This window comes from Virgibacillus salexigens (assembly GCF_014905415.1).
Classification (GTDB): domain Bacteria; phylum Bacillota; class Bacilli; order Bacillales; family Amphibacillaceae; genus Virgibacillus; species Virgibacillus salexigens.
The window spans coordinates 56,096-68,299 of the sequence record NZ_BNEO01000002.1 but is presented as its reverse complement, the minus strand read 5'-3'; the positions used below and the strand labels follow the sequence as shown (position 1 = coordinate 68,299).

Sequence of the window (12,204 nt, the reverse complement as noted above, 5' to 3'; positions counted from 1 at the left end):
TTGCTGCTATTATTGCTGTGATTGACATCATTTACGCTTCCTATTTTTGTTCTTCAACAGTACCCTCCCAAGCGTTCATCCCAGGTACGACATTCGTTACATGGTCATATCCCTCTTCGCTTAATTTTTTAGCAGCTAAATCACTTCGATTCCCTGTACGACATATGACATATATCTGTTCATTCTTATTTAATTCATCCATCCGATCAGATAGTTCACCCAAAGGAATATTAATAGCATCTGGGATATGACCGAATGCAAATTCAGCGGGTTCTCGAACATCAAGAATAACCACGGATGCATGCCCATCTAATTTTTGCTGTAAATGATCAAGATTGACTACCTTCTGATGGTTATTTTCTCCTCGAGACTCAACGTCGCTCGCTTTACGCAAGTAATGTTTTAAACCATCTTCTTCTTCGACCGTACCTAAATAGTGATGACCTGTACTTTCTGCCCAAGCTTCAATATCAGCTGTCGAGCCTTTGTCTGTTGCTTGAACTTCAATTACATGACCGGGTTCCAAATCCTTAATTGCTTTTTTTGTTTTCACAATTGGCATGGGGCAAGCCAGTCCTTTAGCATCTAGTACTTTATTTGCTTGTATACTCATTTTGGGCCTCCTATTTTTCTACTTCTTCTTTCCAATCCAACATGCCACCAGCAACATTTGTCACCTTATAACCCTTTTCTGCTAAAAATGCAGCAGCTTTCGCACTTCTACCACCGGAGCGACAGACCATATACTGATGCTCTGCTAAATCTAGTTCATTTAGCCGATCAGGTATTTCCCCTAATTTAATGTGTGTTGCACCAGGAATCTTCCCTTCGGCTACCTCTTCATTTTCACGAACATCAATAATGCTTAGCTTTTCTCCACTATTTAGCTTTTTAGCTAATTCATCGGTTGTAATTTCATTCATCATATTTCCTCCTAACTTCCATCAACATATACCCGTATAGGTATAATATAAAACAAAAAATTATATAAAAAGATTTACATTACCATCTTCTGCATCCCCAATATAGGCAGCAACCCCTCCATACGTTATGTCGTCAAGTAATTCTTCCTTTTGGAGTCCAAGTAAATCCATCGTCATTGTACAAGCTATTAATTTTACGTTTTGCTCCTGAGCCATTTCAACAAGCTGAGGGAGTGGCATGGCATGGTGCTTCTTCATGACGCTTTTAATCATTTTTGGTCCCATTCCCAAATAGTTCATTTTTGACAATCCCATTTTATCAGTTCCTTTGGGCATCATTTTTCCAAACATGCTTTCTAAAAAACCTTTTTTAACTGGTGCTTGATTTTCTTTCCGCAGCGCATTAAGCCCCCAAAAAGTATGAAAAATTGTCACCTCGTGATCGTAAGCAGCAGCACCATTTGCAATAATATAAGCTGCCATAGCTTTGTCATAATCGCCGCTAAATAATACAATTGTCGTTTTCTTGGTTTCTGTCATTTTGAATCCTCCTCCATTATACAGTTACCCCTATGGGTATTATAATTTGTTTTAAAAATAGGGTTATACAACCCATTTTCATCCTATTGTAGTTCATTTATTATCTGCTTTTGACAAGAAGTTCAACTGCTTCTTGAATAAGCGCCTCCGAACTTTCTCCACTCTCTTTTTCATCTCTTATACATTGTTCGAGATTTTTACTGACAACCAGCGCAGCTGTTCGATCAATCGCACTTCTGACCGCTGACATCTGCGTTACAATCTCCCGACAGTCTTTCTCATCTTCCATCATTTTAATCAAACCATTAACTTGCCCTTGCATTCGTTTCAATCTGTTTTTAAGATGATCATCATATTTCATAAGCCACTCTCCTTGTCTATTTTTTTAAATGATAACCAATAATATGCTTGCCTTTCTTCCGTAGAATCCGAGAACTCAAATTTTTATCTACATGATCTTTGGCAACAATAATTAAATTGCAATTGGGCAAATCATTATAATGTCGATGCAAGTATGGAATTGGGAGACAGCAAGCATCATCGATCTTATCTTGTGATGAAATTTGATAATCCCTTGTATCAACAATTGTATATGAAACGCTATTCGATAACGGATGAAGGTTTATTTTCTGAATGCCAAATACAGGTATATATCTTCTATACAAAAAGAAAATGAACAGACTAACAATAATAATTAGAGCTACGTACATATTGCCCTCCTTGAATAGTAACTACAACCATATATTATACCCCTATAGGTATATTGTCAACTGTTAATAACTCACTTTTTCTATTATGGAGTAACATATCCACCAAATAAAGCAAAAAGCACTAAATATTGAGCCAAAACGAAGAGATAGGCTTTTCGTAATTGCTTCCTTTCTTTTCCTGTTAATTGACCAAAATCATTATCTACCTGTTTTTCAATGTAACAAATCTGGTAGATATAAAGATTCATGCCAAGGGGAAGCATCATTCCAATGAAAAACCATAACTTCGAATGTTGTTGTTGGTAAAGTATATAGGTAATATAACATTGTGATACAAATAAAAGAATAAATCCTGTAGTAAGATATAATTGTAGATCATTTATCATGTGCTTCACCTGTTCCATCCAAAAAAAGCCAACAAATTAGGAATTGCAATATACTCATCCAACTAATAAAAAGTACAGCTGAAAAATCAATCGCTTCTATGAAACGTACGATTAGAGTTACTGGTTCGGTAAAGAGATGAATAGAATGGAAGCGTAAGAATCTGCCAATAAAGACACCTATGCTTGATAAAAGTATAAATACGAAGAATAACCATTTTGCACTTGTGATATCATTACTGTAAAAGTAAACTTGTTTTATCATATTTACATAATAATATATCGCTAAAATTACCCCCGAAACCAAAATCGTGAAGTTCCACCACTCATTTAATTGTAGTCCCTCCTTAAAATCGAATGCAAACACATTTAAATGAATCAAATCGGTTACGACATAAATGGCATTTGGTGAGAGCAAAAGAAACACAATAAAAAACAAAACACTCATTGGAATTTCCCGTTTGTTTTGTACGTGAAATAGCCTCAATAAAAAGGATAACTCAAGTGCAGCAAAAGCTAAGAACAAATTCAAGATCATAAACGAGTAAGATGTATCAAACACTATTAATAAACCAATATATATAAAGAAACTTATACGCGCTTTCGTTCGTTCATTCATATAAATACTCCTTACTAATCGTAGCATTTCTATATTCACCTATATTACAATGTAAAGAAATAAATCGCAAAAAAGGAAGGATGACCATGCGACTTTGGCACGAAAAATTAATACCTGTATTACCAAGACAACAATTATTAGGCCAGCATCGTGAGTGTTGTGCACTACGAGGAAATGGCTGGGGAAAGAAACATTCTATTGTAAATTATGTATTCAATTATTCTCCGTATCGACTTTACCTCTATCATCAGCATATTATGGATGAAATGAAAGAACGAGGTTATCATGTAGATTCACTTTGGGAAGATCCCTATTATCGCGGAAAAATTAGTGAACCGCATTCAAGCGAAACACTTTATATGCATGATCATAGGTATTCAATTCATGAATTTCCTTTTTATCCAGAACATAATGAAGCTTATTTACAAACCTGTTTGGAAAACTTGCATGAGAAGGGAATTGTAGTTGATAGTAACGAGTGAAATTGCCCGATACTCTAAGATGTATCGGGCAATTTTATTACGTAAAATATTCAATTTTGGAATTGGGAAAATACCGATTAATATATCCACCAAGTGTATCTTTTATATCTTCCTGTTCATTATCTTTATATATGTATTTCCCAATTCCGTACCTGCCCCATTTCCACTTCCGCTTTGATTCATCTAATTCCAATTTGGTCATTGGGTAATTCTCTTGAATAACTCGCTTAGCTGGCTTCGTAAAGCGATGTTGAATCATTTCAAACGTAAGATCTTTCTTTGTCTTTTCTGACAAAGCAGCTTCTAGCTTTTCAAACATCTCATGATATCCTTGTTTCCAACCTTCATGTAAATAAATTGGTGCTACAATAAACCCTAGCGGGTAACCTGCCTCAGCCACCTTAACAGCTGCCTCAATTCGCTCATTCAACCTTGATGTACCAGGCTCAAAATATTTAATAATATAGTCATCATTAATACTAAAACGGAAACGTGTTCGACCATTATGCTCTGCATCTAATAAATGATCAACATGAGTAAACTTCGTTACAAATCGTAAGCGTCCGTGTTCTGATTTTCCAAAGTATTCAATAGCATGTTTTAATGTATGCGTTAAATGATCTACACCAACAATATCTGATGTACACGAAGCCTCAAAACGTGTAATTTCCGGAGCTCGTTCACTCATATATTGTTCTGCAGCATCAAATATCTCATCCACATTAACATAAGAACGAATATATGGTTTGCTTCCCATTGTTGTTTGCAGATAACAGTAGTGGCAATGGCCCATACAACCAGTAGCAAATGGAATAGCATATTCAGCAGATGGCTTTGAAGTATCGAACTTTAATGTTTTTCGAAGCCCAAGAACCAATGTTGACTTAGCAACCCGGTATTTTTGAAAATGATTATCTCCAGGCAAATTCCGAACTTGATTATGCGAAGTCGTTTCTCTAATTTCGATCCCCATGTCTTCAAATTTAGTAATTAATTTTTTTCCGAGCGGATAATCTAAAGCTTTTGGTTCTACATATACGAGTTGCGGCACAAAAGGCTTAACCATGATAATCCTCTTGCTCCGGCAATCCAAATGCGGCTTGATATGCCTCTTCAGCTTCATCAGCAGTTTTATAGACAGCCACTTCATCCGTTAGCGGGTAATATGTTTCATATAAAAATAACGCTAAATCTTGTGGTTGTTCAGGATTTTCGACTACAGCTGCTTGTTGGACCTGCGCTACACCTTGTGCATGTGGGTTTCGAATAATAACGTAAACAACCTCACCTGGTTGAAACGTATCATTGATATCCATAAAATCACCTTACTTCCTGATTGTTTACCCTCATTATGCTCAAGTATGACTACTTTATAACTTAAAATAAGAAACATACCATCAATGCTTAACTAGACCAGTTTGTCATTCCAACTATTGTAAGAAGTAATACACCATACTTCCTAAATAATTTCCAATTACATACCCTAATGTTCCAACTAACATAATTGGTACAATTAACTTCGTCCAGCCTTTAGCGATAGCAAAAGCAGCTGCTGTGGTTGGTCCACCTATGTTTGCATTGCTTGCAACGATCATTTCTTCTAAGCTAAATTTGAAAAGCTTACCTATCGTAAATGTAACCAACATGTTAAACAAAACCATAATAGCTAAAAACAATAGTAACAATGGTGCATTGCTGATTAACAATGGCAGAGATGCTGGTACCCCAATGACAACAAAGAAAATATAAATGAAGTAGGTACCAAGTTCTTGTGCTCCATGTATTCGCTCGAAGAAACGATTAAAAACGGTTACAACAATTACAGTAATTGTCGTTAACAACAAATAGCCATCTCCAAATAAGCCGTTTAACAAATTAAACAAGAAATGAACTTCTTCTCCAGCAGGAATCAATCCATCTATTACTTCTGCAAGTTTAAATGAAATTGCAACGAGAGCAAAAGCCGAGCCAATTGCAAAGGCAATATCTTTAAGTGATATATCCTTTCTTTTCCAATACTCCCCAACATTCCCCTTTGTTTGTTTTGTTTTCTGTTCCATCTCATCAATATATGGTGTTGGATAGTTTCTCCGAAAAAAAGCTAACGTAGGCATTAAAATCAAAACAAAAAAATAAAGTGCCATTAATATATTATCCGCCACAATTGCAGATGAAGCCAATTCTCCCGGAACATTCAATTTTGCCGATAGCGCTGCAAAATTAACACCACCACCTGTATAGGAGCCTGTTTCCATACCAGTAACTTTTGCTGCCTCAGGTATCCATTGATGCATCGAAAAATAAGCTATAAAACCACCTATCACTGTGCCAATGGAACTAATTAAGAATAGCATGAGTAACTTCCCACTTTCGTTCCAAATCTTTTTTAAATTTGCTTGAAAAAGTAATAACGGAATTGCGAGCGGAATGACATAATTCCAAACCGTATCATATGCTGGAGCTTGGCTAGGGATTACGTTAAGATTAACTAAAATCATCGCACCAACAAGAGCAATAATAGCTCCTGTTATCTTAGACGCCCATTGATAGGTTTGCTCTAAGTAAATACTTACGGCAGCCCATCCTGCCATAAATGCCCATAATAACCATGTATCCTCTGAACTAATAATAGAAGTAATCATTTATTTTCCCCCTTTTCTGTATTAATTGTACTAAAATTCAAATAATATTAGAAATGGCTTTTTCTTAATGCTTGATTTACACAATAAACTGCGTAAACCAAGCAACGTATTTTGCTCCTGGTATAAATAGGAATTGCGCAAATAAGGTTCCCAATAGTCTAGAAGTAATCATCATTAATGATACTCCTTTTAATGTATGGTAACTGCCTTTTTGATTAACTACATCATCTGCTAAAACAGATATTTTCGGATCGACAAATATAACAAGCAGAATGGTTGCCACGCCATTGATAAGTCCAGATGCCATCACTGCGGTAGTAGCTCGTTCTGGAATAATCAAGGATGCATACAACGCTGACAAAACTCCGATTGTATAAATGGCCGTGATGAGCATATTTATAAAAAATAATTTTATGGGAATGTTCTTCAGATGAACATTTTTCATATCAGAAATTCTAGGAAAACGCATATGCCTTATCCCGCGAAAGAAAAATTCAACCGATATGCCTTTTCGAATTAATGCTGGTATTGACCCTTTTTCGTTTGATAAATGTATGATAGCCCGAGAAAACAAGGCTATAAACGTAGGAAATAGAAGAATACCTGCGACTGTTCCAGCGGTTGATGCACCAATCAGCATCCGATATTGGTATTCAACAAATTGCAATGTATGTTGATGTGGCGCCGTATCTATTAAGCTACCTGTAAACGGCTGCTGCATCATATTTGCTAGTCTAGAAACGATCACCATCACATTAAACAATGCTAATGCCGAGGCAATCATCCGCACCCTCGCTCCGGAAAGTCTTACAGCATATGCTAATGTTTCAATACTATGTATAATAAATATAAACAAGAAGATAAGCATTAGATTTCCAGTAATAAATCCCATTTCAACTCCTCCCCCAAATTACAACATGAATTGAATTTATCGCAAAACATCGCATGAATTCTATGTGTAATTGTATAACTAATCTATCAATATTTCTATTTAAATTTTTGCTGAAAGATCATTGCTACGGTGGAAGTGTCAAGTAATGAAAGGGTAAAATGCCATCAGCTTACATGTTGCTGATGGCATTTTATTTAGATGACTTCTTTTATTTGATTATCTACACACATATGATGTATCGTAATCTCTGGTCGACTGCCGACACGGAGATTGACACCAGTCTGGCCTAACCCCTCACTTATATAAAATGGGCGCCCATGTAGTTTGTGAAGCCCTTTAACCATATTCATTTTTACTAATTCACCCATTTTACGAAGATGATACGGTTTCGGCCAATGAATTTGTCCGCCATGGAAATGTCCAGAAAGCAAATAATCGAAAGGGTAGGCATCCATTTTCAGTACCACATTTGGATCATGCGTTAATACTAAATTGCAACCTTCCTTCACACCTTCATAAGCCTTCTTAATATTACTATGATTCGTACTAAAATTATCAATGCCAATAATATTGATTGTTTGTCCTTCTATATCAATTCGTTCATTCTCATTTTGAAGTGTTTTTATGCCATATTGATTTAATAACTTCTTTAATTGGACAAAATTGTGTTCATCTAATACATAATCATGATTACCAAAAACAGCATATACACCATATTTAGGATTTAGCTCACTTAGCGTTTTTAAATACGGAATAAGCTTGGGTATACTGCGCTTACGATCTAGAAAATCGCCAGTTAATGCAATGATATCAATAGCGTGCGAGGTGAGTTGCTGTTGCAAATGTTCTGGGGTTATAGAAATATTTTCAATATGCATATCAGAAATTTGTAATATGCTTAGAGGATTTGTTTTCTTCGTCTGTCTATCTTCCGTTACTTGAATCTGATTGACAACCACTGATTTTGTATTACGATAGCCTTTATAACAGAAATAGCTTAGTAATGTGATGATTCCTAAACTTATATACATTTACTTATCCCTCCTAGTTCTATTATAAAGGCTAGATGACGAATAGTAACTTGTAATATATGGATGAAGTCATACATGTTTAAATCACTATTGACAAAAAACCGTCTGGACGGTATAATTAAATCAAGCCGTCTGGTTGGTCTTTTTAAAGATATCACTGTTAATGGAGAGGTGCTAATGGAATCAAAAGCAGATAAAAAACGAGAGCATATTTTACAATCTGGAACAGACTTTATTCTTGAGAACGACTTTAATTCTCTGACACTAGATGCAGTGGCCAATCATGCCGGGATTAGTAAAGGTGGATTACTGTATCATTTTCCAAATAAAGACGCTTTATTAAAGGGTCTTTCCGATTATATCTTTAAGCAATTTACAATATTATTTAATCAGTATGCAGCTGAGGACCCAATTGAAAAGGGAAAATGGACTCGTGCATTGATCAAAGTTTCCAAATGGGATTTAGATAATAATGCAAAGCTAAATGTTGGGATTATGGCCACTTCCATGCTTAACCCTGATATTTCTGAAGGTGTATCTAAAGGTTATCAATATATGCAAAATCAGGTGGAACAAGATAAGATAGATCCAGTAGATGCAAGTATTATACGCCTTGCTATCGATGGACTTTATTATTCGGAACTTTTAGATATGGCGCCTTTAAATATAAATTTACGTGAACAGGTCATTGAAAAGTTATTTCGTATGACTGAATAGGAGGCGATCCCTTTGATTAATCCATTTGTTATCTTAATTATTGCTGTGCTAGGTGAAGTTTTTGGTAGTTCGATGTTGAAGCAATCCAATGGCTTCAGAAAGCTATTCCCTTCTTTAGGCGTTATCTTTGGGATGGGGATAGCTTTTTATGGTCTATCGCTTACGCTAACTGCCCTTCCATTAAGTACAACATATGCTCTATGGTCTGGAACTGGGACTGCATTGACTGCGATTATCGGCATTTTGATTTACAAAGAAACATTTAATCTTAAAAAATTCATTGGATTGGTTTGCATTATTGCAGGAGTTGTTTCATTAAAACTATCCAGTGGAGCCTAATGGATGATTGGAGGATTTTCCTATGAAAGGATATCTATTATTAGCAATTTCGATTATTAGTGAAGTATTTGGTACAACGATGCTTAAATTGTCTGACGGTTTCTCTAATCCTCTACCAACGATCGGGGTTGTAGTTGGATTTGCTATGGCATTTTACTTTCTTTCCCTATGTTTAAGAACCGTTCCATTGAGTTTAGCCTATGCTGTATGGGCAGGTACTGGTACCGCAATCACTGCCCTTATTGGAATACTCTTTTGGGGTGAACCATTCAGCTCCTTAACAGCAATTGGGTTACTCCTTATTATCGGTGGAGTTATTCTCCTTAATACCTCTAATAAAAGAGAAAAAGTGATTCATCCATCAAGCTAATGTATGATGAATTTTTACTATTGCGCATAATAAGCATATGATTTTTGCCCCTATCCAATCAATCATTTAAAAAGGAACGGCCATATTAAAATGGCCGTTCCTTTTTACTTCTATTCTGTTAATAAAGGATAATATCCTTCTTTTGTATGTGTTTCACTACCAACCAATGGTGGGTTGAATACACATACCATACGCATCTGCGTACGAGCACGAAGCTCATGTTTATCATGTTCATCTAGAAGGTACATCGTTCCTGGTTTTAGTTGATAAACATCTCCAGTTTCTAATTTTTCAATTTCGCCTTCTCCTTCGATACAATAGACGAGTTCAATATGGTTTTTGTACCAAAAGAAATTATTCGTGCCAGCTTTTATAACGGTATCATTCATACTAAAACCTACTCCGTCTTTTTTGTAGATAAAACGACGGCTTGACCAATTTTCGCCAGATGTTTCGTCTTCTGTTCCAATAATATCTTCAAGTGATTTTACAATCATGCATATTCTCCTCTTTTCTGTCTGTTTATATTGTGCTTATTTTATTGCTTGTTTAATTGCATCTTCAAGGATATCAAAACCGTTATTTATCCCTTCTTCATCAATGACTAATGGTGGAAGGAATTTAACAACTTCATCATTTGGCCCAGAAGTTTCAACAATTAGTCCGCGGCTAAAAGCTTCTGCACATATTTGATTGGAAAGATCATCTTCTTGAATAGCAATTCCTTGCATTAATCCTCTTCCCCTTGCTTCGCCTGCTAAGGATGGGAATTTAGTAATAATTGATTCAATTCGTTCTTGAATAAGACTGGCTTTTTGTTGAATAGCTTCACTAAATGTACTATCTTCCCAATTAGATAGAGCCTCGGTAGCTGCAATAAAGGCTAAATTGTTACCGCGAAATGTACCGTTATGTTCACCTGGTCCCCATTGATCATATTCAGGTTTAATTAAAGTAATCGCCATCGGTAATCCAATACCGCCTATGGATTTAGAGAGACAGACAATATCAGGCTTAATACCAGCTGGTTCAAAGCTAAAGAAAGTACCTGTTCGTCCACATCCCGCCTGGACATCGTCTATAATTAACAGAATATCCCAGCGTTTACAAATTGCTTCTACTTTTTTCAACCATTCCATACTTGCAGCATTTATACCGCCTTCTCCTTGAACCGTTTCAAGGATAATAGCAGCTGGCAATGCCACACCACTTCCACTATCCTCTAGAAAGCGCTCTAAATATGCAATGGAATCTTGATCCTCAACATAATCATCAAATGGCATAGAAACACTATGATGAAGTGGAATGCCTGCGCCATGACGTTTAAATGAGTTACCAGTAACAGATAAAGATCCAATTGTCATACCATGAAACGCATTCGTAAAGCTGATCACCGTATCACGACCAGTCACTTTTCTAGCAATCTTCAATGCACTTTCTACCGTATTTGTCCCTGTAGGTCCCGGAAACATAACTTTGTAGTCTAAGTGACGAGGGTTTAGAATCACTTCATTAAAGCGTTCTAAGAAGTCTTTCCGAGGGTTTGTACCCATATCTAGACTATGAATGATTCCGTCATTCTGGATATATTCAATTAACTTCTGCTGCATAACATCATTGTTATGGCCATAATTCAAAGCACCGGCACCAGCAAAAAAGTCAATGTACTCGTTTCCATCTACGTCCCATAGCTTATATCCTTTGGCCTTTTCAAATATAGTCGGCCAACCTCTACTATAGCTTCGAACGGTTGATTCTAATTCTTCAAATGTTTTCATTAGATCATTATTTAATACTGCTGTAGTCACCAAATCATCCTTTTATTCATTATTTCCCTTTTGAAAAGGGCCGATTTTATACAATTGTTCATCTTCATGTCCTGTTCTTGGAAAGTCAATCGATAGATAATAATTTCCAACCACACATTCCGTGTCAAGCTTTTCTGCAAGACCTAAAAATAAGTACTGAGATGGTAAATTAGATGGTGATACAGTTGCCTCTACATATCGTATATTTGTTAATTGTTCACGCTCTAGTAGCTGCATCAACATCCTCGTTCCTAACCCCTTACCTCGCTGAGTTTCTCGAACAGCAACCTGCCAGATGAATAATGTATCCGGTTTATTCGGATGTACAAACCCGGAAATGAATCCGACCGTTTCCCCTTCACTTTCCACAACAATGGATGATTCAGAAAACATATCACACCAAAGAATATAACTATAAGAAGAGTTAAGGTCTAGGTTACCAATTTCATTGATTAGTTCCCACACAGCTGCCCCATCATCTTTTGTAGGCATACGAAACTTAAGATCTTGTTCAATTACACTTGTTTTTGTCATCGTACTTACAGTGTTTTGGATGCTTTCACCTCCCAAAGTTTGGTAAATAATCTACTTTATTAGCTTATAAAGAATCAGAGCTAGCGTCAAAACGCGTTAATCCTTATATAGCTTGATTAAACGTAGTCAGCTTTACTGACAGTTAAATAAAACCCAATCTTTTAAGAATAGCTACCAAAAATTCTAAAAAATACGATGGTTAGCTATATTCAAT

Annotated in this window: 19 protein-coding genes; 4 read left to right on the top strand and 15 right to left on the bottom strand. The window is 36.0% G+C overall.

Annotated features, from left to right (window positions below; all coding sequences use genetic code 11):
• Positions 1 to 40: 40 nt before the first annotated feature.
• The 7 genes from JKP73_RS07890 to JKP73_RS07860 all read right to left on the bottom strand — a co-directional run bounded on the left by JKP73_RS07890 (position 41) and on the right by JKP73_RS07860 (position 3,175).
• Positions 41 to 613 carry a sulfurtransferase TusA family protein gene (locus JKP73_RS07890; protein WP_021291894.1) on the bottom strand — a complete coding sequence of 191 codons (573 nt, stop codon included), beginning with the start codon at positions 611 to 613 and terminating at the stop codon, positions 41 to 43.
• Positions 614 to 623: 10 nt separating this feature from the next.
• The gene (locus JKP73_RS07885) at positions 624 to 923 is read right to left on the bottom strand and encodes a rhodanese-like domain-containing protein (protein ID WP_021291895.1); all 300 of its coding nucleotides are present in this window, start codon (positions 921 to 923) and stop codon (positions 624 to 626) included.
• A 60-nt stretch (positions 924 to 983) separates the two neighbouring features.
• Positions 984 to 1,463, bottom strand: a complete 480-nt coding sequence (locus tag JKP73_RS07880) for a DsrE/DsrF/DrsH-like family protein (RefSeq protein ID WP_021291896.1) — start codon at positions 1,461 to 1,463, stop codon at positions 984 to 986.
• 100 nt (positions 1,464 to 1,563) lie between these two features.
• Positions 1,564 to 1,824, bottom strand: coding sequence for a metal-sensitive transcriptional regulator (locus tag JKP73_RS07875; protein WP_038245492.1), 261 nt, complete (start codon positions 1,822 to 1,824; stop codon positions 1,564 to 1,566).
• A 16-nt stretch (positions 1,825 to 1,840) separates the two neighbouring features.
• Positions 1,841 to 2,173: a hypothetical protein gene (locus tag JKP73_RS07870; RefSeq protein WP_021291897.1), complete on the bottom strand. Its 333-nt coding sequence runs from the start codon at positions 2,171 to 2,173 to the stop codon at positions 1,841 to 1,843.
• Positions 2,174 to 2,256: 83 nt separating this feature from the next.
• The gene (locus JKP73_RS07865; RefSeq protein WP_021291898.1) at positions 2,257 to 2,559 is read right to left on the bottom strand and encodes a hypothetical protein; all 303 of its coding nucleotides are present in this window, start codon (positions 2,557 to 2,559) and stop codon (positions 2,257 to 2,259) included.
• On the bottom strand, positions 2,549 to 3,175 hold the full coding sequence (locus tag JKP73_RS07860) for a DUF1361 domain-containing protein (RefSeq protein ID WP_021291899.1): 627 nt from the start codon (positions 3,173 to 3,175) through the stop codon (positions 2,549 to 2,551). The genes JKP73_RS07865 and JKP73_RS07860 overlap by 11 nt, the downstream gene beginning before the upstream one ends.
• 86 nt (positions 3,176 to 3,261) lie before the next feature.
• Here JKP73_RS07860 and JKP73_RS07855 point away from each other — a divergent pair, with 86 nt between their 5' ends.
• Positions 3,262 to 3,657 carry a TIGR02328 family protein gene (locus tag JKP73_RS07855; protein ID WP_021291900.1) on the top strand — a complete coding sequence of 132 codons (396 nt, stop codon included), beginning with the start codon at positions 3,262 to 3,264 and terminating at the stop codon, positions 3,655 to 3,657.
• A 37-nt stretch (positions 3,658 to 3,694) separates the two neighbouring features.
• Here the strand turns inward: JKP73_RS07855 and splB are convergent, their stop codons facing one another.
• The 5 genes from splB to JKP73_RS07830 form a co-directional block, all read right to left on the bottom strand.
• Positions 3,695 to 4,723, bottom strand: coding sequence for a spore photoproduct lyase (splB, locus tag JKP73_RS07850; RefSeq protein WP_188944134.1), 1,029 nt, complete (start codon positions 4,721 to 4,723; stop codon positions 3,695 to 3,697).
• On the bottom strand, positions 4,716 to 4,973 hold the full coding sequence (locus tag JKP73_RS07845; RefSeq protein ID WP_021291901.1) for a transcriptional regulator SplA domain-containing protein: 258 nt from the start codon (positions 4,971 to 4,973) through the stop codon (positions 4,716 to 4,718). Before JKP73_RS07845 ends, splB begins: the two co-directional genes overlap by 8 nt.
• Before the next feature lie 114 nt (positions 4,974 to 5,087).
• Positions 5,088 to 6,299 carry a DUF819 family protein gene (locus JKP73_RS07840; protein ID WP_021291902.1) on the bottom strand — a complete coding sequence of 404 codons (1,212 nt, stop codon included), beginning with the start codon at positions 6,297 to 6,299 and terminating at the stop codon, positions 5,088 to 5,090.
• 76 nt (positions 6,300 to 6,375) lie between these two features.
• Positions 6,376 to 7,191, bottom strand: coding sequence for a lipid II flippase Amj family protein (locus JKP73_RS07835; RefSeq protein ID WP_038245498.1), 816 nt, complete (start codon positions 7,189 to 7,191; stop codon positions 6,376 to 6,378).
• Positions 7,192 to 7,385: 194 nt separating this feature from the next.
• Positions 7,386 to 8,222, bottom strand: a complete 837-nt coding sequence (locus tag JKP73_RS07830; protein ID WP_038245503.1) for a metallophosphoesterase — start codon at positions 8,220 to 8,222, stop codon at positions 7,386 to 7,388.
• Between the two features lie 75 nt (positions 8,223 to 8,297).
• Here JKP73_RS07830 and JKP73_RS07825 point away from each other — a divergent pair, with 75 nt between their 5' ends.
• Genes JKP73_RS07825 through JKP73_RS07815 form a run of 3 tightly spaced genes read left to right on the top strand, consistent with a single transcriptional unit; the run spans position 8,298 to position 9,648 of the window.
• Positions 8,298 to 8,939, top strand: coding sequence for a TetR/AcrR family transcriptional regulator (locus tag JKP73_RS07825; protein WP_306465033.1), 642 nt, complete (start codon positions 8,298 to 8,300; stop codon positions 8,937 to 8,939).
• A 15-nt stretch (positions 8,940 to 8,954) separates the two neighbouring features.
• Positions 8,955 to 9,278, top strand: coding sequence for a DMT family transporter (locus tag JKP73_RS07820; protein ID WP_031335669.1), 324 nt, complete (start codon positions 8,955 to 8,957; stop codon positions 9,276 to 9,278).
• Between the two features lie 22 nt (positions 9,279 to 9,300).
• The gene (locus JKP73_RS07815) at positions 9,301 to 9,648 is read left to right on the top strand and encodes a DMT family transporter (RefSeq protein ID WP_021291907.1); all 348 of its coding nucleotides are present in this window, start codon (positions 9,301 to 9,303) and stop codon (positions 9,646 to 9,648) included.
• 110 nt (positions 9,649 to 9,758) lie between these two features.
• Here the strand turns inward: JKP73_RS07815 and JKP73_RS07810 are convergent, their stop codons facing one another.
• Genes JKP73_RS07810 through ectA form a run of 3 tightly spaced genes read right to left on the bottom strand, consistent with a single transcriptional unit; the run spans position 9,759 to position 11,990 of the window.
• Positions 9,759 to 10,145, bottom strand: coding sequence for an ectoine synthase (locus tag JKP73_RS07810; RefSeq protein WP_021291908.1), 387 nt, complete (start codon positions 10,143 to 10,145; stop codon positions 9,759 to 9,761).
• 36 nt (positions 10,146 to 10,181) lie between these two features.
• Entirely contained in the window at positions 10,182 to 11,426 is a 1,245-nt protein-coding gene (ectB, locus tag JKP73_RS07805) for a diaminobutyrate--2-oxoglutarate transaminase (RefSeq protein WP_101953569.1), read from the bottom strand.
• A gap of 42 nt (positions 11,427 to 11,468) precedes the next feature.
• A complete protein-coding gene (ectA, locus tag JKP73_RS07800; RefSeq protein WP_021291910.1) occupies positions 11,469 to 11,990 on the bottom strand; it encodes a diaminobutyrate acetyltransferase in 522 nt (173 codons plus the stop codon).
• Positions 11,991 to 12,204: the final 214 nt, after the last annotated feature.

Bases quoted from the DNA above. Each gene is read 5' to 3' on its own strand.
- JKP73_RS07890 (WP_021291894.1), bottom strand. From the start codon at position 613: ATGAGTATACAAGCAAATAAAGTACTAGATGCTAAAGGACTGGCTTGC.
- JKP73_RS07885 (WP_021291895.1), bottom strand. From the start codon at position 923: ATGAATGAAATTACAACCGATGAATTAGCTAAAAAGCTAAATAGTGGA.
- JKP73_RS07880 (WP_021291896.1), bottom strand. From the start codon at position 1,463: ATGACAGAAACCAAGAAAACGACAATTGTATTATTTAGCGGCGATTAT.
- JKP73_RS07875 (WP_038245492.1), bottom strand. From the start codon at position 1,824: ATGAAATATGATGATCATCTTAAAAACAGATTGAAACGAATGCAAGGG.
- JKP73_RS07870 (WP_021291897.1), bottom strand. From the start codon at position 2,173: ATGTACGTAGCTCTAATTATTATTGTTAGTCTGTTCATTTTCTTTTTG.
- JKP73_RS07865 (WP_021291898.1), bottom strand. From the start codon at position 2,559: ATGATAAATGATCTACAATTATATCTTACTACAGGATTTATTCTTTTA.
- JKP73_RS07860 (WP_021291899.1), bottom strand. From the start codon at position 3,175: ATGAATGAACGAACGAAAGCGCGTATAAGTTTCTTTATATATATTGGT.
- JKP73_RS07855 (WP_021291900.1), top strand. From the start codon at position 3,262: ATGCGACTTTGGCACGAAAAATTAATACCTGTATTACCAAGACAACAA.
- splB (WP_188944134.1), bottom strand. From the start codon at position 4,723: ATGGTTAAGCCTTTTGTGCCGCAACTCGTATATGTAGAACCAAAAGCT.
- JKP73_RS07845 (WP_021291901.1), bottom strand. From the start codon at position 4,973: ATGGATATCAATGATACGTTTCAACCAGGTGAGGTTGTTTACGTTATT.
- JKP73_RS07840 (WP_021291902.1), bottom strand. From the start codon at position 6,299: ATGATTACTTCTATTATTAGTTCAGAGGATACATGGTTATTATGGGCA.
- JKP73_RS07835 (WP_038245498.1), bottom strand. From the start codon at position 7,191: ATGGGATTTATTACTGGAAATCTAATGCTTATCTTCTTGTTTATATTT.
- JKP73_RS07830 (WP_038245503.1), bottom strand. From the start codon at position 8,222: ATGTATATAAGTTTAGGAATCATCACATTACTAAGCTATTTCTGTTAT.
- JKP73_RS07825 (WP_306465033.1), top strand. From the start codon at position 8,298: ATGTTTAAATCACTATTGACAAAAAACCGTCTGGACGGTATAATTAAA.
- JKP73_RS07815 (WP_021291907.1), top strand. From the start codon at position 9,301: ATGAAAGGATATCTATTATTAGCAATTTCGATTATTAGTGAAGTATTT.
- JKP73_RS07810 (WP_021291908.1), bottom strand. From the start codon at position 10,145: ATGATTGTAAAATCACTTGAAGATATTATTGGAACAGAAGACGAAACA.
- ectB (WP_101953569.1), bottom strand. From the start codon at position 11,426: ATGAAAACATTTGAAGAATTAGAATCAACCGTTCGAAGCTATAGTAGA.
- ectA (WP_021291910.1), bottom strand. From the start codon at position 11,990: ATGACAAAAACAAGTGTAATTGAACAAGATCTTAAGTTTCGTATGCCT.